This window comes from Ralstonia edaphi (assembly GCF_958350185.1).
Taxonomy (GTDB): Bacteria; Pseudomonadota; Gammaproteobacteria; order Burkholderiales; family Burkholderiaceae; genus Ralstonia; species Ralstonia edaphi.
In genome coordinates this window covers 235,311-253,329 of the sequence record NZ_CATWHI010000005.1, presented here as the reverse complement: position 1 = coordinate 253,329, position 18,019 = coordinate 235,311, and the positions used below count along the sequence as shown (strand labels likewise).

Annotated in this window: 18 protein-coding genes; 3 read left to right on the top strand and 15 right to left on the bottom strand. The window is 63.4% G+C overall.

The window, feature by feature from the left end; translation table 11 throughout:
• Nucleotides 1-32: 32 nt before the first annotated feature.
• Genes R2669_RS18715 through ndk form a run of 4 tightly spaced genes read right to left on the bottom strand, consistent with a single transcriptional unit; the run spans nucleotide 33 to nucleotide 3,522 of the window.
• On the bottom strand, nucleotides 33-1,115 hold the full coding sequence (locus R2669_RS18715) for a RodZ family helix-turn-helix domain-containing protein (RefSeq protein ID WP_316901690.1): 1,083 nt from the start codon (nucleotides 1,113-1,115) through the stop codon (nucleotides 33-35).
• Nucleotides 1,108-1,905, bottom strand: a complete 798-nt coding sequence (pilW, locus tag R2669_RS18710; protein WP_102067007.1) for a type IV pilus biogenesis/stability protein PilW — start codon at nucleotides 1,903-1,905, stop codon at nucleotides 1,108-1,110. Before pilW ends, R2669_RS18715 begins: the two co-directional genes overlap by 8 nt.
• A complete protein-coding gene (gene rlmN / locus R2669_RS18705) occupies nucleotides 1,902-3,053 on the bottom strand; it encodes a dual-specificity RNA methyltransferase RlmN (RefSeq protein ID WP_316901688.1) in 1,152 nt (383 codons plus the stop codon). Before rlmN ends, pilW begins: the two co-directional genes overlap by 4 nt.
• A gap of 43 nt (nucleotides 3,054-3,096) precedes the next feature.
• A complete protein-coding gene (ndk, locus tag R2669_RS18700) occupies nucleotides 3,097-3,522 on the bottom strand; it encodes a nucleoside-diphosphate kinase (RefSeq protein WP_004626298.1) in 426 nt (141 codons plus the stop codon).
• A gap of 368 nt (nucleotides 3,523-3,890) precedes the next feature.
• Here ndk and R2669_RS18695 point away from each other — a divergent pair, with 368 nt between their 5' ends.
• Nucleotides 3,891-4,592 (top strand): Bax inhibitor-1/YccA family protein, encoded by a 702-nt coding sequence (locus tag R2669_RS18695; RefSeq protein WP_147213480.1) that lies wholly within the window; start codon nucleotides 3,891-3,893, stop codon nucleotides 4,590-4,592.
• 93 nt (nucleotides 4,593-4,685) lie between these two features.
• Here R2669_RS18695 and rlmD read toward each other — a convergent pair whose 3' ends face one another.
• Entirely contained in the window at nucleotides 4,686-6,038 is a 1,353-nt protein-coding gene (gene rlmD / locus R2669_RS18690) for a 23S rRNA (uracil(1939)-C(5))-methyltransferase RlmD (protein WP_316901849.1), read from the bottom strand.
• Between the two features lie 160 nt (nucleotides 6,039-6,198).
• Here rlmD and R2669_RS18685 point away from each other — a divergent pair, with 160 nt between their 5' ends.
• Nucleotides 6,199-7,062 (top strand): endonuclease/exonuclease/phosphatase family protein, encoded by an 864-nt coding sequence (locus R2669_RS18685; protein ID WP_316901686.1) that lies wholly within the window; start codon nucleotides 6,199-6,201, stop codon nucleotides 7,060-7,062.
• Nucleotides 7,063-7,099: 37 nt separating this feature from the next.
• Here the strand turns inward: R2669_RS18685 and rpoS are convergent, their stop codons facing one another.
• From rpoS to surE, 4 genes are read right to left on the bottom strand one after another with little or no spacing between them, the layout of a single operon-like run.
• Nucleotides 7,100-8,236, bottom strand: coding sequence for an RNA polymerase sigma factor RpoS (gene rpoS, locus R2669_RS18680; RefSeq protein WP_316887953.1), 1,137 nt, complete (start codon nucleotides 8,234-8,236; stop codon nucleotides 7,100-7,102).
• Between the two features lie 8 nt (nucleotides 8,237-8,244).
• Nucleotides 8,245-9,072, bottom strand: a complete 828-nt coding sequence (locus R2669_RS18675; protein ID WP_147213477.1) for a peptidoglycan DD-metalloendopeptidase family protein — start codon at nucleotides 9,070-9,072, stop codon at nucleotides 8,245-8,247.
• A gap of 1 nt (nucleotide 9,073) precedes the next feature.
• Nucleotides 9,074-10,018 (bottom strand): protein-L-isoaspartate(D-aspartate) O-methyltransferase, encoded by a 945-nt coding sequence (locus R2669_RS18670; protein ID WP_147213476.1) that lies wholly within the window; start codon nucleotides 10,016-10,018, stop codon nucleotides 9,074-9,076.
• Nucleotides 10,019-10,033: 15 nt separating this feature from the next.
• A complete protein-coding gene (gene surE / locus R2669_RS18665; RefSeq protein ID WP_009238415.1) occupies nucleotides 10,034-10,789 on the bottom strand; it encodes a 5'/3'-nucleotidase SurE in 756 nt (251 codons plus the stop codon).
• 211 nt (nucleotides 10,790-11,000) lie between these two features.
• On the opposite strand from surE, the gene R2669_RS18660 reads away from it, so the two are divergent.
• Nucleotides 11,001-11,975 (top strand): NADPH:quinone oxidoreductase family protein, encoded by a 975-nt coding sequence (locus tag R2669_RS18660; protein ID WP_147213475.1) that lies wholly within the window; start codon nucleotides 11,001-11,003, stop codon nucleotides 11,973-11,975.
• Between the two features lie 76 nt (nucleotides 11,976-12,051).
• On the opposite strand, the gene R2669_RS18655 is transcribed toward R2669_RS18660, so the two are convergent.
• The 6 genes from R2669_RS18655 to R2669_RS18630 form a co-directional block, all read right to left on the bottom strand.
• Nucleotides 12,052-13,158, bottom strand: a complete 1,107-nt coding sequence (locus R2669_RS18655; RefSeq protein ID WP_102066998.1) for an alkene reductase — start codon at nucleotides 13,156-13,158, stop codon at nucleotides 12,052-12,054.
• A gap of 97 nt (nucleotides 13,159-13,255) precedes the next feature.
• Nucleotides 13,256-13,885 (bottom strand): TetR/AcrR family transcriptional regulator, encoded by a 630-nt coding sequence (locus tag R2669_RS18650; RefSeq protein ID WP_316901682.1) that lies wholly within the window; start codon nucleotides 13,883-13,885, stop codon nucleotides 13,256-13,258.
• A 79-nt stretch (nucleotides 13,886-13,964) separates the two neighbouring features.
• Nucleotides 13,965-14,756: an ABC transporter permease gene (locus R2669_RS18645; protein WP_012435311.1), complete on the bottom strand. Its 792-nt coding sequence runs from the start codon at nucleotides 14,754-14,756 to the stop codon at nucleotides 13,965-13,967.
• A 23-nt stretch (nucleotides 14,757-14,779) separates the two neighbouring features.
• Entirely contained in the window at nucleotides 14,780-15,592 is an 813-nt protein-coding gene (locus tag R2669_RS18640; protein WP_147213473.1) for an ABC transporter ATP-binding protein, read from the bottom strand.
• 65 nt (nucleotides 15,593-15,657) lie between these two features.
• Complete coding sequence (locus tag R2669_RS18635; protein ID WP_147213472.1) at nucleotides 15,658-16,707, bottom strand: ABC transporter substrate-binding protein; 1,050 nt, start codon at nucleotides 16,705-16,707, stop codon at nucleotides 15,658-15,660.
• Nucleotides 16,708-16,796: 89 nt separating this feature from the next.
• A complete protein-coding gene (locus tag R2669_RS18630; protein WP_316901680.1) occupies nucleotides 16,797-18,005 on the bottom strand; it encodes a CaiB/BaiF CoA transferase family protein in 1,209 nt (402 codons plus the stop codon).
• Between the last annotated feature and the right edge of the window lie 14 nt (nucleotides 18,006-18,019).

Below are 18,019 nucleotides of genomic sequence, written 5' to 3'. Positions count from 1 at the left end.
CGCCTACAGGCGCGCGCCACTTACAAAACGGTTCAGGGCAACGTAGCCCGTGCCACGCGGTTGCGGGCGTACTTCTGAAGGTCGACAGGTGCGCCACCGACGGCCAGCGATGCAACGGCTTCCGCATTACCGAAGACAACCTTGAAAGGAGGTGTGCCGTTCAGATCGCGCGCGTCGCCTTCCTTGGAGATGCCGCTGGCGAGCGTCTTGCCGGTCTTGTCCTTGATTTCGTACCAGGACGAACCGGAGAAACGCACCGATACCGTGCCCGCGCCCGATTCAGCCGGCTTAGCGACTTCTGTCGACGCAGCGGCGACAGGAGCATCGACATTGAGGACAGCCGGCTTCGCACTGGCAGCCGCTACAGCGGGCGCCGGAGAAGCACCGTTGTCCGAACGCGGCAGCGTAGGCGGCGGCGCCAACGGCGCGGTCACCACGCCCGAGGTCGGAGCGGCCGGCGTGACAGGCGTCAACGGTGTTGGCATCGAAGCGGCCGACGTTTCCGCCGGAGCCTGCTCTGGTACAGGAGACGCTTGCGTGGGCGCGGTTTGCTCCGCAGTCGGCGCCTCCTTCGCAGTGGATTCGGCGTTCTGCGTGGCTGCGGTTTGTGTGGCGAACCATTGCTTCAGACGGTCCATACCGGCCAGCGCGCCGGCCGCCACAATGACAGCAACCAGCACGCCAATCAGCCAGCGGCCATTGCCGCCGCGACGCTTTGCAAAGCTGGGCTTGTCGGAGAACGATTCACCCAGCCCGCCCTCCGGACGCAAGCCGATGTTGGTCACCGGCGCACGCGCGTTCAGGCGCGCAAGCTGGTCATCGACATCGACCTGCAGCGCCCGCGCATAGGCGCGGATGAGGCCCTTCGTGAACGTCATGTCAGGCAACGCGCTGACATCCGCCGATTCCACCGCCAATAATTTGCCCGGCGCCACCTTCAGGCGCGTCGCCAGATCGTCAACCGTCAGACGCTGACGCTCACGGCCGGCACGCAGGCGTTCGGAAATCTCGCGCAGCGCATCGTCGCGCTCCGGCGACGATGCGGCTGACGAATTCGAGGCAGGCGCTGTGCCGTGAGAGAAATCGGCAGCGCTTGCCACGTCGCGGTCAGTCATCCCAGGCTCCTCGTTCGAATGCTGCCTCTTCGGGCGCATTGGGGAAGCGGCGCTGCAATTGCGCGCTCCATGCGTTCTGCTGTGAAGTGTCGCCGAGGCGGCGTGCGATGCGAGCGCCTAGCCACAGGCTTTCGGCCGTCGGGTTGCCCCGGCCGTTCACACGTTCGATAAACGGCATGGCACGCGAATATTCGCGGCGTTTGTAATACAGCTGCGCCAATGTCAGGTTGGTCAGCGGATTGTTTGCGTCGATGTAGGTGGCACGCGTCAGACTCTTCTCCGCGCCATCCAGATCGCCCTGACGCATCTGGCAGACACCCAGATTCGTCCATGGCTTGGCTGGGCTGCCGGCGGCCGGGGCCTCGATGGCCTGGCGCAGCATCGCCATACCCTGATCCGGCTTGCCACCTTGCGAGCAGAGGAACCAGCCGTAATTGTTCAGAAGGTCACCATCTTGCGGTGTCGCGGCCAGAGCGCTGCGGAAACTCTCGTCAGCCTGCTCACGTTGGCCGAGGTTCATGTAAGCCAGCGCGCGGATGTGATACGCATTCGGCACGTTTGGATCGATTGCGATGGCGTTCTTGATTTCCTCAAGCGCTGTCGCATTCTGGCCGGCTTCCAAGTATTGCGTCGCGAGCTGTAATCGGATTGCAGCCCGACGACCGGCGTCAGCCTTTTGATCGGGGGCGGTCGTGACTTCTCGTGTCTGTGTCTGGACCGGCGGCGACAATGCGCACCCGGCGGCTGCCAGCGTGAAGACCAGACTGACAGCAGTCGACCAACGCTTCATGCGGTACCCATGCGGTGAGTGGAGTCGGCCCCGACCACGGGGATCTCGACGATCTTGCCAAACTTGCCGCGCTCGGCAAGGCGTGTGCGGTCCTTGACCTCGCCGGCGAGCTGCCCGCAAGCCGCATCGATGTCGTCGCCTCGCGTTTTGCGGATGGTGGTAACAATGCCAGCATCCACCAGCACTTGCGAGAAGCGGCGGATCTGCTCATTGTTCGAGCGCTTCAACCCCGATTCCGGGAACGGGTTGAACGGGATCAGATTGAACTTGCACGGCACGTCGGCCACGACGCGCAGCAGTTCACGGGCATGCTCGACGGTATCGTTGACACCGTCCAGCATGCAGTATTCAAAGGTGATGAAATCGCGCGGCGCGAACTCCAGATAGCGGCGGCAGGCAGCCATCAATTCGGCCAGCGGATACTTCTTATTGAGCGGCACGAGCACGTCGCGCAGCGCATCGTTGGATGCATGCAGCGACACAGCGAGCGCCACGGGCACATCGCGCGCGAGGCGGTCCATCATCGGCACCACGCCCGAGGTGGATACCGTTACGCGACGGCGCGAAAGGCCATACGCGTTGTCGTCCAGCATCAGCGACAGAGCAGGCACCACGGCGTCGTAGTTCAGGAGCGGCTCGCCCATACCCATCATCACCACGTTGGTGATGACGCGATCGTCCTTCGGCCCGCGCCCGAGCTGCTTGCGCATGGCAAATTCCGCCATCCACAGTTGGCCAATGATCTCGCCAGTACTGAGGTTGCGCGAGAAGCCCTGCTTGCCGGTCGAGCAGAACCGGCAGTTGACGGCACATCCCGCCTGAGACGACACACACAACGTGCCGCGCGTCTCTTCGGGGATGTAGACCGTCTCGACGGCATTCCCCTGCCCCACGTCGACCAGCCACTTGCGCGTGCCGTCCGACGAAAGGTGGTCGGTAATGACCGCCGGTGCCTGGATGTGGGCACGGGTCGCAAGCTTTTCGCGCAGCGACTTGGCGAGATCGGTCATCTCGCCAAAATCGGACGCCCCCGACTGGTGAATCCAGCGCTGCAACTGCTTGGCGCGAAACGACTTCTCGCCCAGGCTCTCGCAGTACGCGAGAAGACCCTGTGCGTCGAAATCGAGGAGATTCACCACATCGCTCATGACTTGCAACCCGAAACTACCAATTCCAGTCTAGTGTTGACGCTTAGCGGCTGTAAATGTTCAGGCCCGGGAAGAAGAACGCGACTTCCACGGCAGCCGTCTCAGCAGCGTCCGAACCGTGCACGGCGTTGGCGTCGATGCTGTCGGCGAAGTCGGCGCGGATCGTGCCCTTCTCGGCCTTCTTCGGGTCGGTTGCACCCATCAGATCACGGTTCTTGGCGATTGCGTTTTCGCCTTCCAGCGCCTGCACCATCACCGGGCCCGAGATCATGAAGTCCACCAGATCCTTGAAGAACGGGCGCTCCTTGTGCACGGCGTAGAACTGCTCGGCTTCTGCGCGCGACAGGTGGATCATCTTGGCTGCGACGATCTTCAGGCCTGCACCTTCGAAGCGGGCGTAGATCTGGCCGATGACATTCTTGGCCACGGCATCCGGTTTGATAATCGACAAAGTGCGTTCGAGCGCCATCAAAAACTCCAAAAAATGAAGGTGTTACGTGAAAGATAAACGTTAGATTCTAACACGGGAGGGCACTGGATTGGATGTCAACCGGTGCAACCGGATGTCGCGTACGCTGGCAGCGCTGGGAGGCGACATAGTCACTTACCACGGAGCGGTCCGTCGGCCTGACGAACACGCCTTAGCATCCCCTTATTGAGAGCACGAAAAGTCACCCAGGAAGGGTATTTTCCATCGCGATCGCCCACCTGCGGCCGGAACCGCGTGGCATGCTGACTCTCCAAGTAAGGACGAGGCGGCTTGCAAAAGCGGGCTTCGGATGCCACATTCGCTGTGTCGTCGCATTGTCTGCAATGTCATTCACCCAAGGAGTTCGCATGGACAACCAACTCAACACGTACGGTTTTGGCGCTTCCGGCACCGCCGGCGCGTTGGCCGTCCGCAACCGCGTGCTGCGCAATACCTATTGGCTGCTCGCGCTTTCCATGATCCCCACCATCCTCGGTGCCTGGATCGGCGTTACTACCGGCTTCAACCTGATGGGACGCAACCCGCTGATGGGTTTCGTCATCTTCATGGCAGTGGCTTTTGGCTTCTTCTACGCCATTGAGCGCTTCAAGAACAGCGGCGTTGGCGTGGCATTGCTGCTCGGCTTCACGTTCTTCATGGGGCTGATGCTGTCGCGGCTGATCGGCATGATTCTGGGCTTCTCGAATGGTGCGTCACTGATCATGACGGCGTTCGGGGGCACAGCGGTCATCTTCGGCGTGATGGCGACGGTGGCCACGGTCAGCAAGCGTGACTTCTCGGGCCTGGGTAAGTGGCTGTTCATGGGCGTGCTGGTGCTGATCGTTGGCTCGGTGGCCAATATCTGGCTGCAACTGCCCGCGATGATGCTGACGATCTCGGTGCTGGCCATCGCGATCTTCTCAGCGTACATCCTGTTCGACGTGCAGCGCATCGTGAACGGCGGCGAGACCAACTACGTGACGGCTACCCTGGCCATCTACCTGGACGTCTATAACATCTTCACGAACCTGCTGGCGATCCTGGGAATCTTTGGCGGGAATCGCAACTAAGCGAAATTCAACCTCATAAGCGCCAGCGATGGCGCAAAAAACCGGCGCACTAGGCGCCGGTTTTTCTTTGTCTGCGAGACGCCCGACGAACGGTCAGTCGCGCTCGAATACCGCCATCGATTCCACGTGCGACGTGTGCGGGAACATGTTGACCACGCCCGCTCCGGCCAATCGATAGCCGGCTTCATGTACAAGCAAACCCGCATCGCGCGCCAGCGTCGCCGGATTGCAGGACACGTAGACGATGCGCTTCGGCAGCAAATCAGCCGCTTCACCGCCACGCTGCGACAGTTCGGCCAGCGCCTTGGAAACAGCCAGCGCTCCTTCGCGGGGCGGATCGATCAGCCACCGATCGAACTTGCCCAGCGCGGCAATATCATCGGCCGACACCTCGAACAGGTTGCGGCAAGCGAATGTTGTCTTCGCGTCTAAGCCGTTGTATTGGGCGTTGGCAAGCGCACGTGTGGTGAGCGCCTCGCTGCCTTCGATGCCCATGACTTCGCGTGCCCGCGTCGCCATCGGAAGCGTGAAGTTGCCGATACCGCAGAACAGGTCAAGGAGCCGATCGCCCGGCTGTGCGTCGAGCAGCTTCAGCGCCCGCGACATCAGCACCCGGTTGATCTGGTGATTGACCTGCGTGAAATCCGTCGGCTTGAACGGCATCGTGATGCCGAATTCCGGCAGCGTGTACGTCAGCGTGCGGTCGACGGGATGGAACGGATAAACGGTGTCCGGCCCCTTGGGCTGCAGCCAAAACTGGACGTTGTGCTGATCGGCAAAAGCGCGCAGCTCGGCCTCATCCTCGGCGGTAATTGGCTCCAGATTGCGCAATACCAGCGCAGTTACGTCCTGCCCGACCGCCAGTTCGATCTGCGGCATGCGTTGTACGATCGACAGGCGCCCCACCAACTCGCGCAACGGCACCAGCAGCGCGGATACGTGCGGCGGCAACACTTCGCACGACGTCATGTCCGCCACATAGCTGCTCTTGCGCTCGTGAAAGCCCACCAGTACGCCGCCTTTGGCCGCAACATGGCGCACGGTCAAGCGCGCGCGATAGCGGTAGCCCCAATCCGGACCGGCAATTGGCCGGAACACCACATCCGGACGCAGCTTGGCCAAATGCCACAGGTCGTCCTCCAGCACACGCTGCTTGATCGCGACCTGCGCGCGCGAATCCAGATGCTGCATGGAACAGCCACCGCACACCCCAAAGAACTTGCACTGCGGCGTCACGCGCGAAGCGGACTGGCGCAGAATGGTCACCACACTCGCCTGCTCGTACGAAGGCTTGACGCGGTGACTGCGGTACATCACGCGCTCCCCCGGCAAAGCGCCTTCCACGAAAACAACCTTCCCCGGCGTGCCATCCTCGTTCGTCAAACGTCCGATGCCACGCGCCTCGCCATCGAGCGAGACGATGTCCAGCGGGCCTGCCACCGGCATTTCGGGCTTACGGCGCCCGCGGGGCTTGGCGGGCGGCGTGTCCGGCGCGACCGTTGCTGGAACAGAAGAGGAAGGCGTGACGTTAGGTGCAGCTTGAGACACGAGCGAGCCTGGGCAAAATGAGGACAAGGGCGGCATTGTAAGACACCGGAGGATCAGCATGGGCACCATCATCCTGACGTGGAATATCCAGTGGGGCCGTGGCGCCGACGGGCACGTCAGCATTGCGCGTCAACTCCCGCAAGCACGTGAGATGGCCGAGTTCGATGTGCTGTGCCTCCAGGAAGTCACGTCCGGTTTCGGCGATCTGCCAGGCGGGCCGGGCAGCGATCAATGGACTGAACTCGCTGACGCGCTTGGCCCCGAATACACCGTGATCGAAGGCTTTGCGCTGGAGCGCCACAACGGCATGCATGTGCAGCGCTTCGGCAACGCGATTGCCACACGCCTACCCGTGCATCACATCCGGCGCCACGCTTTACCTTGTCCGGCGGATGTCACACCGTATATGCCGCGCATGGCCATCGAGGCGACCGTGCAGGCGCCGTTTGGTGCCTTGCGCATCATCACCACGCATCTGGAGTACTACTCGGAGCGTCAACGCGTGGCGCAAATCGATGCCCTGCGAGCCATCCACGTGGAAGGTTGCGCGCGTGCGGATCATCCGTCTGTGCTTGGCACCGAGCCCGAAGCGGGTCCTTTCCGCCCACTCGCACAGACGGCCGCAACCATCATTTGCGGCGATTTCAACTGCAAGCCGGACTCCACGCCTAAACGCCTGGCGACCGTGCCGTTCAGTCAGGAACCCGCTTTGCACGACGCGTGGGAGATTGCCCACGGCACAACGCCGCAGCCGCCGACTTTCGGCGTGCACGACCGCACCGGCTGGACCGAACCGGCCTACGCGTGCGATTTCATGCTGATCAGCGATCCATTGAAACCGCGCGTGCTGAGGACGGAAGTCAACAGCACCACGCAAGCATCGGATCACCAACCGATGCTGCTGGAGCTGCGGAACGACTGAATGAAATTGGAGGAGAAAGAAGAGAGGCAGCGGCGCCTTACAGCACCGCGTCCTTGCGCACGCCCTGCGAAGCGAAATGGCGCTTGAGTTTGACCAGCGCTTCCTGCTGAATCTGGCGAACGCGTTCGCGCGTCAGGCCCATCTCCGCGGCCAGCTCTTCCAGCGTCGCAGGCTCGATGTAGTTGAGGCCGAAGCGGCGCTCCACCACATAGCGGTGCTTGTCGGACAAGCGCGCAAGCCACGACTTCATCAGCAGTGAAAGCTCGCGATGTGCCACCTCTTGATCCGGCGAGGCGCCATGCTCGTCCGAGAGGAAATCGAGCAGGCTCGTGCCCGGATCAAGATCGAATGGCGTATCCAGCGAAGTCGTGTGCTCGTTGAGCGAGAGCACGTCCTGCACTTCCTCCGTGGTCTTGCCGAGCAAGTGAGCGATGTCTTCAAGGCTCGCGTCCCGGCCGTCCACACCGCTCTTTTCCAGATGACGCTTGGCACGCAGCACCTGGTTGAGTTCGCGAATCACGTGCACCGGCAGACGAACCGTACGCGCCTGATTCATGATCGCGCGCTCGATGCTCTGGCGGATCCACCACGTTGCATACGTCGAGAAGCGGAACCCGCGCTCCGGATCGAATTTTTCGATCGCGTGCATCAGCCCCAGGTTGCCCTCCTCGATCAGATCGAGCAACGGCACACCGCGGTTCAGATAGCCTTTTGCAATGCTCACGACCAAGCGGAGGTTGCGCTCGATCATGACCTGGCGCGCGGCAAATTCGCCCGCCTTGGCCAGCGTCGAAAAATGCAGTTCTTCCGCTGGCGTCAGAAGCGGCTTGATGCTGATGCGATTGAGATAATGCTGAACCGTGTCGGCGGCCAGTTCGGCCTGAAGCACCTTGCGGAAATCTTCCTCCGGTGCAACCTCCTCGGCCTCTTCACCCTCTTCCTCTTCTTCATCCGGCTCGTCGGCACTGTCCGACGTGTCGTTGAGATCAGCAGAATCAGAGGCAGGTAGATCGTCGACCAGCGCGTCGACGACTTCGATCTCTTCAGCAGGAGGCTGTGCCGCGCCGCGCGCACGCCGCCCCGCGCGCCCATTTGGGGTGCGCTGGCCCTCTACAGCAGCGTCGATGTTGTCATCGGCGGGGGTGACGGGCGTGGCGGCTTTCTGGCGCGGCATGCATTCCTCTATTGAGGCGGCAAGTAGCGCATCGGATCGACCGGCTTACCGTTGCGGCGCACTTCAAAATGAAGCTTCACGCGATCCGCATCGGTACTGCCCATTTCGGCGATCTTCTGCCCTTTCTTGACCGTGGATTGCTCGGTGACCAGAACCTTATCGTTGTTGCCGTAGGCGGTCAGGAACGTGTCGTTGTGTTTGATGATGACAAGATTCCCGTACCCACGCAAGGGTCCAACGTGGATCACTTTTCCGTCGTCGGCAGCGACCACCGCGTCACCACGTTTGCCGCCAATGTCGATGCCCTTGTTGCTCTTGTCATCGAAACGGTTGATGAGCGAACCGCGTGCCGGCCAGGCCAGCGAGATTGCGTTGTCAGTTGCCCCGGCAGGAGCGCTGGACGACACTGCGGACGGCGGCGTGGCGGGCGTCGAATCGACCGGTTGCGTCGTCGTGTTAGGCGGGCGAACCGGTGTGACGACGGCCCCGGTGCTGCTGACATCTGCGTTCGGCGGAACAACGCGTAGCAGCTGATCGACTTCGATCTGGTTAGGGTTGGCGATATTGTTCCAGGCCACCAGATCGCGGGGCGCCTGGCCGTTACGCAGGGCAATGCTGTACAACGTATCGCCACGCTTGACCCGATAGTAGCCGGGGGGCGGCGGCTCTTGCGACGTGGCCCCGGTGCTGCCGGCGCGCGAGGTGCGATCGAGAACAGGGGCTTGGTTGCCGGAGGATGCGCAAGCCGCCAATAGTGCGGCCGACACCATCGCCACGGCGAGCCGGCCTGCGCGTGCGGGGCTTGGACGGTTCATGGAGCTCCGGGAAATGAACATGCTAAACAGTTCCTGATTTTAACGGGACAAAGAAAACGCCTTCAAGCGCGGTACTGTGAAACTGGAAGCGGCTGCGGCGCTCGATGAGAACGAGCTGCTGCGCCGGGCCGCTGGTGCGGTCGGTGGCCACAGGGGCAATCAGCCGGCCGCCCACGGTGAGCTGGTCGAGCAGCGCCTGCGGCACCTCCAGCCCCGCCGCCGCCAGGATGATGGCGTCGAACGGCGCGGCCTTCGGGAGCCCCAGCATGCCGTCGCCATAGTGCAGACGGATGTTTGGCACGCGGAGTGGCCGCAAGTTCGCTTTGGCTTTTTCATGCAGCGGGCGAACGCGCTCGATCGAGTACACCTCGTCGGCCAGCTGCGCCAGAACCGCTGCCTGGTAGCCGCAGCCGGTACCGATTTCCAGCACGCGCGCGAGCGGCATGCCAGTACGGTCGGGCCGCCCGCTCAATAACAACTCGATCATTCGCCCGACCACTGACGGCTTCGAGATCGTTTGCTGATGGCCGATGGGCAATGCGGAATCTTCGTAGGCCTGCGAGGCCAGGCCGGCGTCGACGAACAAATGGCGCGGCACGGTGCCAATGGCTGCCAGCACGCGCTTGTCGCTCACGCCCCCGGCTTGCACACGGCCAACCAATGCCTGACGCGCCCGGTCCGACGCCATGCCGCCAGCCGCCGCGTGCGCCGCCGCCGTGCGGGCCTGCACCGCGCTCGCAGCAACGGCGCCAACCGCCGCGTCGACCCCCGCCACGCGCTGCGGCGCAGGTGCCGGGGCGGAAATCGGTGACGCGCGTTCGACCGATGCCGCACGCGCCGGCGTCGGGCGTGACACGGCGCTCACCCCGGACGAGATTCGCGTTTCACGCTGGCGTTCCACTGGCTTGCGCTCGACCACTGCATCGAGCGGCAACGGAAAACGCCGGTCGCGCGGACGTTCAGACATGAGCCACCATGCCGATCATGGCGTCTGCCAGCGGCGCACGGTGCGCAGTTGGGCCGTATCGGTCAGATCAAGCTGCAGCGGCGTCAGCGAGACGAAGCCATGCGCAACGGCGTGGAAATCGGTGCCTTCGCTCGCATCCTTTGCATCGCCGGCGGCACCGACCCAGAAGATCGGCTCGCCGCGCGGATTGGCCTGCCGGATCACGGGCTGCGACTGGTGCCGCTTGCCCAGACGCGTCGCACGCCAACCTGCCAGCTCGGCGTACGGCAGATTCGGGATGTTGACGTTCAGCAGGACCGGCCCGTCGAGCGGATCGGACAGATAGCGTTCGACCACCTCGCGGGCCACGCGCTCGGCGGCGTCGAGGTGCGTCCAGCCCTTGTCGGCCTGCGAGAACGCAATCGACGGGATACCGAACAGGTAGCCTTCGATGGCGGCGGCGACGGTGCCGGAATACAGCACGTCTTCGCCCATGTTCTGGCCCTGGTTGATACCGGAGACGACCAAGTCGGGCTTCTCTTCGATCATGCCGGTGAGGGCTATGTGCACGCAATCCGTCGGCGTGCCGTTGACGAAGCGAAAGCCCTTCTGGGCACCTTCCGTCGCCTCGAACACCGAAAGCGGACGCTGCAGCGTAAGCGAGTTGGAGGCGCCGCTGTGGTTCTGCTCCGGCGCGACCACCGTCACGCGGCCCAGCGGGCTCAGCGCACGATGCAGCGCCGCGAGCCCGGGCGCGAGGTATCCATCGTCGTTGGCAATGAGAATATGCATGGCGCGGATTGTAACCGAGCAACGTTCGCGAATCGTGCTCCTGCACACGTTCTGCACGCTTACAAAAAATGCGTCGACAAGCGTCGCGATTCATCGCACTCGGCCAAATCGAACGACCGTGCTTTTATTCGGTTACACTGCCGGACGAGATCGCGTGCGATGCATGCGAGATGGCGAACAATCCAACGCAAGACTGTTGAGGAGACACATGATGAAAGCCGTCGTCTGCAAAACCTGGGGCCCGCCCGAATCGCTGGTGATCGAAACGCTGCCGGACCTTTCGCCCGGCGCCGGCGAAGTCGTGATCGACGTAAAGGCCGCGGGGGTGAATTTTCCTGACGTGCTGATCATCCAGAACAAGTACCAGTTCAAGCCGGAGCTGCCGTTTACGCCCGGTTCGGAAGTCGCGGGCGTGGTCAACGCCGTCGGCGAAGGCGTGTCGCATCTGAAGGCGGGCGACCACGTGATCGCGTTTCTTGGCCAGGGTGCGTTTGCTTCACAGGTCAAGGCCTCGGCCAAGGTAGTCATGCCGATGCCGCCGGGCATGGCGTTCGACACCGCCGCGGCGTTCACGCTGACGTACGGCACGTCGCACCACGCGGTGGTCGATCGCGGGCAACTGAAGGCCGGCGAAACGATGCTCGTGCTCGGCGCGGCGGGCGGCGTCGGGCTGGCGGCCATCGAGATCGGCAAGGCGATCGGTGCGCGCGTCATCGCTGCGGCATCGAGCGACGAGAAACTCGCAGTCTGCAAGGACCACGGCGCCGACGCTGTCATCAACTATTCGACCGAAGACCTGCGCGAGCGCATCAAGGAACTGACGGACGGCAAAGGCCCCGACGTGATCTACGACCCGGTCGGCGGCATCTACGCGGAGCCGGCGTTCCGCTCCATCGCCTGGCGGGGCCGCTACCTCGTGGTCGGATTTGCCAACGGAGAGATCCCCAAGATGCCGCTGAACCTTGCGTTGCTGAAAGGCGCATCGCTGGTGGGCGTGTTCTGGGGCGAATTCGCGCGCCGCGAGCCGAAGGCGAATCTGGCGAACATGATGCAGATGCTCGGCTGGATGCAGGAAGGCAAGATCCGGCCGCATATCTCTGCGCGCTATCCGCTGGAGCAGACAACGCAGGCGCTGCTGGACATGGCGGCGCGCAAGGTGACGGGCAAGGTCGTGATTCAGCCTTAAAAACGTCAGCGCTGAACAAAAAAAAGCCGCGCAGGTTGATCGCCTGCGCGGCTTTTTTCTTTGATGCAACGGATGATCAGGCCGCTTCTTCCAGCGTCGGGTAGTCGGTGTAGCCCTTTTCCTGGCCGCCGTAGAACGTTGCGCGATCCGGCTTGTTGAGCGATGCGCCGGCACGGAAGCGCGCCACTAGATCGGGATTGGCGATGAACGGACGACCGAACGCAACGGCATCCGCCAAACCGGAGGCGATCATCTGCTCGCCCTCTTCCGCCGTGTATTGGCCGCACACGATGAGCGTGCCCTTGAAGGCATCGCGCAGTTGGCGACGGAAATCGTTGCTCAGCTCGGGACCGCCGGCCCAATCCGGTTCGGCGATGTGCAGGTAGGCGATGCCGCGCTTGGTCAGCTCGCGCGCAAGGTACAGCGCGCTTTCTTCAGCTTGTTCATCGGCAATGTCGTGCGCGACGAAGTGCGGCGAGAGGCGAATGCCGACGCGGTCTGCACCGATCTCTGCGATGGCGGTGTCGACGACTTCGAGAATCAGTCGGGCGCGGTTTTCCAGGGAGCCGCCGTACTGGTCGGTGCGCTGGTTGCTGTTGGTCGACAGGAATTGGTGCAGCAGGTAACCGTTGGCGGCGTGGATTTCAACGAAATCGAAGCCGGCGCGACGTGCACGCAGCACGGCCTGGCGGTATTGCGCGATCACACCGGGGATTTCTTCCGTGGCCAGGGCACGCGGCTCGCTGGTCGGCACATTGGCGGGCGTGCCGTCCGGCTGCACCACAAAGCTCTGCGCGCCCTTGGCGACGATGGCCGACGGCGCGACCGGGGCCTGGCCGTTTTCCTGCAGCAGCGTGTTGGAGATGCGGCCCACATGCCACAGCTGTTGCGAGATGCGGCCGCCCTTGGCATGCACGGCATCCACCACCGCCTTCCAGCCGGCTTCCTGTGCGTCGGTGTACATGCCCGGGGTCCAGGCGTAGCCCTGGCCCTGGCGGGAAATTTGCGTGGCCTCCGTGACGATCAGGCCAGCGGTTGCGCGCTGGGCGTAGTAAGTCACGTTCAGTTCGGTCGGCACGTCACCCGGCTGGCCGGCGCGCGAGCGCGTAAGCGGCGCCATGACGACACGATTGGCGAGGGTCGTACGGCCGGTCTGAACCGGGGACAGCAGTTGTTGAGTCATATCAGCTCCTGAAATGCACTATTCGACCGGTCATCTAGAACCGGAATCAAAGAAAAAGCGAGGAACGTGCCTCGCCGGCAGTCGGTTTCGTTCGACGTCAGTGTTTGGGCTTGGCCAGCAGCATTTCCGTTTGCGCGACGCAGCTCTTGAACGCGTCGACCGTGCGGTGCGCCTTGGCCAGCAGTGCACCGCCCATCCACATGGCGTACAGGCCTTCGGCCAGTTCGTGCGCGTCCTGCACGGGCGCCAACGAACCGTCGGCGACACCGGCCTCGATTGCGGCGGCGATGCGCTCGACCATGCGCGTCATCCCCTTCGACAACACCTTGCGCATCGGTTCCGACAAATCCGACACCTCTCCCGACAGCTTGACCGCTAGGCACGTGACTTCGCATGCGCTGCGCTCGTGCAGATCGATCCAGGCCATGAAATAGCGCAGCAGCCGTTCACGGGCGGCGATGCGCGTGTCGTTGAAGAGGCTGACAACGCCCGCGTCGTAGTCCTGGAAATAGCGCTCCAGCATGGCGACGCCAAAATCTTCCTTGGAGCCGAAGTAGTAATAGAACGAACCCTTCGGCACCTGCGCACGGCCCAGGATTTCCGCCAACCCGACGGCCGAAAAGCCACGCCCGAGGATCAGCTCGGCACCGGCGTCCAGGATGCGGTCGCGGGTGTCGTGCCGGGCTTCGGCGCCTTCAGCGGTGACGGGTTCGGGGTGCTTGCTCATGATGGGTCGCATTGTAGTAGACCGACCGTCTAGTTGCATGACCCCGCTCATGACAGGGTCGATGTGACGTTTGCGTCGCTCAGAGCTTTTCCGTCTCGCCGCTCTTCGGTTGCCAGCGCATCAGGCGTTTTTCCATCAATCCGACGAGCCAGTCCAGGACGAGCGCGAAGACCGTCAGCACGACGATGCCCGCAAACACCGTGTTGATGTCGAACGTACCCTCTGCCTGGAGGATCAGGTAGCCGACACCGCGTGCGGAACCGAGATACTCCCCCACCACCGCCCCGACGAACGCCAGGCCCACCGACGTATGCAGCGACGAGAACACCCAGCTCGTTGCGCTCGGCAGATAGACGAAACGCAGCAGTTGCCGCTGGGATGCCCCGAGCATGCGCGCATTGGCCAGCACGACGGGGCTCACCTCCTTCACGCCCTGGTAGACGTTGAAGAAGACGATGAAGAACACGAGCGTCACCGCCAGCGCGACCTTTGACCAGATCCCCAGCCCGAACCACACGCCGAAGATCGGCGCCAGGATCACGCGCGGCATCGAATTGGCCGCCTTGATGTACGGATCCAGCACCGCCGATGCCGCCGGGCTCAGCGCCAGCCACAAGCCGGCACCCAGGCCCGTGGCGGTGCCGATGGCAAAGGCCAGCACCGTCTCGGCCAACGTCACGCCAAGGTGCTGATAGATATCGCCTTCGGTGACGAACCACGCCCAGATGCGCTGGGCAACGATGAGCGGTTCTCCGAAGAAGAACGCAACTTCCTGCGAGCGCGTGGCGAAGTGCCACACACCCAACGTGACGACGAGCAGGCCAAGCTGCCAGGTGCGCAGCGCAAAGGGAGAAAGCGGACGGTTAGCCATGGATGCAATCGATCAGATTCAGGTCAAGCCACGCGGCGGTGCTGCGCATAGCCTTTGAGCACTTCTTCGCGCAGGACGTCCCAGATGCGCGAATGCAGGTCGACAAAGCCGGCCTGGTCGCGAATCTCGGCCACATCGCGCGGGCGCGGCAGGTCAATCGTGAATTCGCCGATCGGATGCGTACCGGGGCCGGCGGCCAGCACGACCACGCGGTCGCTCATGGCAATCGCTTCGTCCAGATCGTGCGTGATGAACAGCACCGCCTTGCGCTTGGCGGCCCAGAGGTCGAGCACCTCGTTTTCCATCAGCTGGCGCGTCTGGATGTCGAGCGCGGAAAACGGCTCGTCCATGAGGATGATGTCGGGGTCGAGCACCAGCGTTTGCGCTAGGCTCACGCGTTTGCGCATACCGCCGGAAAGCTGATGCGGGTAGCGGTCTTCAAAGCCAGCCAGCCCGACGCGCGCGAGCCACGACATGGCGAGGTCACGCGCCTCCTTGTCGAGCATGCCCCGGAACTCGAGCCCGGCCATCACGTTGTCAAGCGCGCTGCGCCATGGCATCAGCGCCTCTGCCTGGAACATGTAGCCGGCACGGCGGTTAATGCCGACCAGCGGTTCGCCAAACACGCGCACCTGCCCGGAAGACGGCTGCAACAGCCCCGCCGCCAGATTCAGCAATGTGGATTTGCCGCAGCCGGTGGGGCCGACCACGGAGACGAACTCGCCGGCATGTACCTCCAGCGAGGTGTTTTGCACGGCGGTGTAACGCTGGCCCGGCGTGTCGGGCGAGATGAACGTGCAGGTGATCTGATCGAATGAAAGCGCGGGATGCGGCATGGTCTGCGGTCCAAAAAGCAATGCGCCCGGGCGAAACCGGGCGCGTTGCTGAAAGCCTGTCGAAATTACTTGTACTTAGCGTTGGCCTTCTGCACGAAGGTATTGGTGAAGGTCTGGTCGAGCTTGATCTGCTTGCCCTTCACTTCCGCATCGAACTCCGACAACGTGCGCAGCGCCGTGGCGGGGCCGTCGGCGGGCATCGTGCCGTCCGGCGAAATGGCCTCGCGCACCTTGTCCCATGCCGCCAGATAGAGCGCACGGTCACCCAGCAGATAGGCGTCCGGCACCGTCTTGACGATGTCCGACGGGCCGGCCTTCTGCAGCCACTTGAGCGCACGCACCATGGCGTTGGTCATCGCCTGCGTCGTGTTCGGATTCTTCTGGATGAACGCGGTGGACGCGTACAGGCAGCCGGCCGGCATGTTGCCGCCGAAGACGGCCTTGGTATCGGCCAGCGTACGGGTGTCGGAGACGACGCGCACTTCGTTCTTCTGTGTGAGCATCGACATCACGGGGTCCAGGTTGGCCAGGGCGTCGATCTGGCCTGCACGTACTGCCGCAATCGCCCCGCTGCTCGGGCCCACGCCGATGATCGACACTTCGTTCGGCTTGATGCCGGCGCGCGCCAGCACGTAATTGACCATGATGTTGGTCGACGAACCCGGCGCCGTCACGCCGATCTTCTTGCCCTTCAAGTCGGCGATCGACTTGTAGTTGGGCATCGTCTTGTTGTTGACCGCCAGCACGATCTGCGGGGCGCGCCCCTGCAGCACGAACTCCTGGTACATCTGGCCCTTGGCCTGCAGCACCAGCGTGTGCTCGTAGGCACCGCTCACGACGTCGGCGCTACCGCCCACGACGGCCTGCAGCGCTTTTGCACCGCCGGCAAAGTCGACGATTTCAACGTCCAGGCCTTCGTCCTTGAAGTAGCCCAGGCGCTCGGCAATGGTCAGCGGCAGGTAGTAGAACAGCGCCTTGCCGCCCACCGCGATGGTGACCTTGCTCTTTTCAGGTTTGCCCTGTGCCAGAACGGCGGGGCTGGCAGCCAGCAGGCTTGTCGCGCACAGCGCTGCGCCCATCCATTTTGCCCAGCGCCCAATGACTCGTGTCCCCATGCCTGTCTCCTGTTCTGTGGCGTTCACTGCCTTGGCGGCGATATTACCGCAACGATTTGCAACACAACATGCGGGATCGTCCTAGCTGCTTAGCTTTTGGCTTCGGCAACGATGCCCTGCGAAACCAGCGTGTCGATCTGCGCATCGGTCAGGCCGTGGCCGCGCAGGACGTCCCGCGTGTGCTGGCCCAGGCGCGGCGCGCTCGCCTGCACAGCGCCCGGCGTGGCGGAAAGCTTGGGCACCACGCCCGGCATCTCGACCTCGATGCCCGACTGCGCACGCACGGTTTCGATCACGCCGCGTGCGCGGTAGTGCGGGTCGGCGGCAATGTCGGCGATGGTGTAGATCGGGCCGCTGGGCACTTCGGCCGCATGCAGCGCAGCCAGAACCTCGGCGATGGGCAACGTGCTCGTCCACGCGTTGATGGCAGCGTCGATTTCCTCGGCACGCGCGGCCCGGCCGTCATTGCGGGCCAGGCCGGGATCGTCAGCCAGATCTTGCCGGCCCATGTGTTGCATCAGGCGGCGGAAGATGTTGTCGCCGTTGGCGGCAATCAGAACGTATTCGCCACCGGCGCAGCGATAGGCGTTCGACGGTGCGATACCCGGCAGCGCCCCGCCCGCCGGCTGGCGGATCGCGCCGAACACCGAATACTCCGGCAGCAGGCTCTCCGTCAGGTTGAACACGGATTCATACAGCGCCACGTCGATCACCTGCCCCTTGCCGCCGCGCGCATCGCGTTCGTACAGCGCCAGCAGCACGCCCAACGCGCCATGCAAACCGGCGATGGTATCGCCAAGCGACAGCCCCGCCCGGGCAGGCGGGCGCCCCGGTTCGCCGGTCAGATAGCGCAGGCCGGCCATGGCTTCGGCAATGGCCGCAAAGCCCGGCTCATCCCGTTTGGGGCCCGTCTGGCCGTAGCCCGACACACGCAGCATGATCAGTTTCGGGTTGATGGCGGAAAGCGCTTCGTACGACAGCCCCCACTTTTCCATCGTCCCCGGGCGGAAGTTCTCGATCAGCACATCGGCTTCAGCAGCCAGCTTGCGAACGACTTCCTGCCCTTCCGGGACACGCAAGTCGACGCAGACCGACTGCTTGTTGCGCGATTGCGCCTCCCACCAGACTGATGTGCCCTCATGCAGCATCCGCCATTTGCGCAGTGGATCGCCCTGCCCCGGCGGCTCGATCTTGATGACCTGTGCGCCGAAGTCGGCGAGCGTCTTGGCAGCAAACGGCCCGGCAATCAGTTGCCCGAGTTCGAGCACGCGGATGTCCTGCAAAACCTGTGTCGGCATGGTCGTATGGAAGG

What these genes read in the sequence shown, in the direction of transcription:
- ndk (WP_004626298.1), bottom strand. Translation starts at nt 3,522, where the DNA reads ATGGCGCTCGAACGCACTTTGTCGATTATCAAACCGGATGCCGTGGCC.
- R2669_RS18650 (WP_316901682.1), bottom strand. Translation starts at nt 13,885, where the DNA reads ATGAGCAAGCACCCCGAACCCGTCACCGCTGAAGGCGCCGAAGCCCGG.
- rpoS (WP_316887953.1), bottom strand. Translation starts at nt 8,236, where the DNA reads ATGCCGCGCCAGAAAGCCGCCACGCCCGTCACCCCCGCCGATGACAAC.
- rlmD (WP_316901849.1), bottom strand. Translation starts at nt 6,038, where the DNA reads ATGCCGGTGGCAGGCCCGCTGGACATCGTCTCGCTCGATGGCGAGGCG.
- R2669_RS18670 (WP_147213476.1), bottom strand. Translation starts at nt 10,018, where the DNA reads ATGTCTGAACGTCCGCGCGACCGGCGTTTTCCGTTGCCGCTCGATGCA.
- pilW (WP_102067007.1), bottom strand. Translation starts at nt 1,905, where the DNA reads ATGAAGCGTTGGTCGACTGCTGTCAGTCTGGTCTTCACGCTGGCAGCC.
- R2669_RS18630 (WP_316901680.1), bottom strand. Translation starts at nt 18,005, where the DNA reads ATGCCGACACAGGTTTTGCAGGACATCCGCGTGCTCGAACTCGGGCAA.
- R2669_RS18660 (WP_147213475.1), top strand. Translation starts at nt 11,001, where the DNA reads ATGAAAGCCGTCGTCTGCAAAACCTGGGGCCCGCCCGAATCGCTGGTG.
- R2669_RS18695 (WP_147213480.1), top strand. Translation starts at nt 3,891, where the DNA reads ATGGACAACCAACTCAACACGTACGGTTTTGGCGCTTCCGGCACCGCC.
- R2669_RS18655 (WP_102066998.1), bottom strand. Translation starts at nt 13,158, where the DNA reads ATGACTCAACAACTGCTGTCCCCGGTTCAGACCGGCCGTACGACCCTC.
- R2669_RS18715 (WP_316901690.1), bottom strand. Translation starts at nt 1,115, where the DNA reads ATGACTGACCGCGACGTGGCAAGCGCTGCCGATTTCTCTCACGGCACA.
- R2669_RS18635 (WP_147213472.1), bottom strand. Translation starts at nt 16,707, where the DNA reads ATGGGGACACGAGTCATTGGGCGCTGGGCAAAATGGATGGGCGCAGCG.
- R2669_RS18675 (WP_147213477.1), bottom strand. Translation starts at nt 9,072, where the DNA reads ATGTTCATTTCCCGGAGCTCCATGAACCGTCCAAGCCCCGCACGCGCA.
- R2669_RS18640 (WP_147213473.1), bottom strand. Translation starts at nt 15,592, where the DNA reads ATGCCGCATCCCGCGCTTTCATTCGATCAGATCACCTGCACGTTCATC.
- R2669_RS18645 (WP_012435311.1), bottom strand. Translation starts at nt 14,756, where the DNA reads ATGGCTAACCGTCCGCTTTCTCCCTTTGCGCTGCGCACCTGGCAGCTT.
- rlmN (WP_316901688.1), bottom strand. Translation starts at nt 3,053, where the DNA reads ATGAGCGATGTGGTGAATCTCCTCGATTTCGACGCACAGGGTCTTCTC.
- R2669_RS18685 (WP_316901686.1), top strand. Translation starts at nt 6,199, where the DNA reads ATGGGCACCATCATCCTGACGTGGAATATCCAGTGGGGCCGTGGCGCC.
- surE (WP_009238415.1), bottom strand. Translation starts at nt 10,789, where the DNA reads ATGCATATTCTCATTGCCAACGACGATGGATACCTCGCGCCCGGGCTC.